At 43.9% G+C, this 802-nt stretch carries 1 protein-coding gene; it reads left to right on the top strand.

Features of this window, described 5'->3' with window-relative positions:
• Window positions 1–228: 228 nt before the first annotated feature.
• Window positions 229–802, top strand: a 574-nt coding sequence (locus tag A3735_RS05390) for a DUF5610 domain-containing protein (protein WP_197485684.1), incomplete at its 3' end; no start/stop codon positions are given.

Genomic DNA, 802 nt, shown 5'->3' with positions numbered 1-802 from the left:
TAAGATACTGTCATAAAAAAACGCAAGAAGTCGCCGAAGGAGTGTGGCGGGCATGTATTGGTCGCTTGGTTCGGGGAATTTATTCATAGTAATCGCATTAAGTTGGTGAATTGCGTGGAATATAACAGATTCTTGCTTTAGATGTCTTTTCTATAAAAGAATGCCTAAAGAAAATCTTTTTGCGGACGATAATAGCTATGAGGTCAACCGGATTTTAGAGGGTTTTGTATGAACGCATTAGATAACATTGACAAGCTAAACGATGGTGGGCTGTCGCGGCACCGCTCGCTAGATGCCAGTAAGATAGCTGAAAGCACTGGCTCTGCAAAGCTAAGTGCAAGTATGCAAACAAGCGTTGAAACTCAGCTTTTAGAAGCCGGTACCGATAGTGGAAGGAGAATTTTCTCCCGCTCGATAGAGACAAACTTTAGTTTCAATATTACTATCGAAAAACCTCAGTTTGAGTTTAAAGTGCCTTCTCCATCAGATGTGGCTCATACTGTGCTCGGTTTTGTCGAACGCCGAATTGAAAGCGAGCTCAGAAACGGGGCGGATGAGTCGAGAATTGGTGACTTATTAAGTCAGGCTCGAAAAGGGATTGAGGCGGGCTTTTCATCCGCTAAAGAAGATATCAGCGCATTGGGTTTGATGGATGAAAAGCTTGAGGAGGAAATAGCTCAGTCTCGACATTTGGTTGATGAGGGGGTAGATGATATTGAAGGAAAACATCTGAGTGCTGCAGATGGCTTAGCTGAAGGGAGCAAGCAGAGCGCTAGAAATGAAGTTGCGGCTTCGACTAACA

It is taken from the genome of Oleiphilus sp. HI0061 (assembly GCF_001635675.1).
Note: the sequence above shows the minus strand (reverse complement) of the source record. Positions and strands in the feature narration are given on the sequence as shown.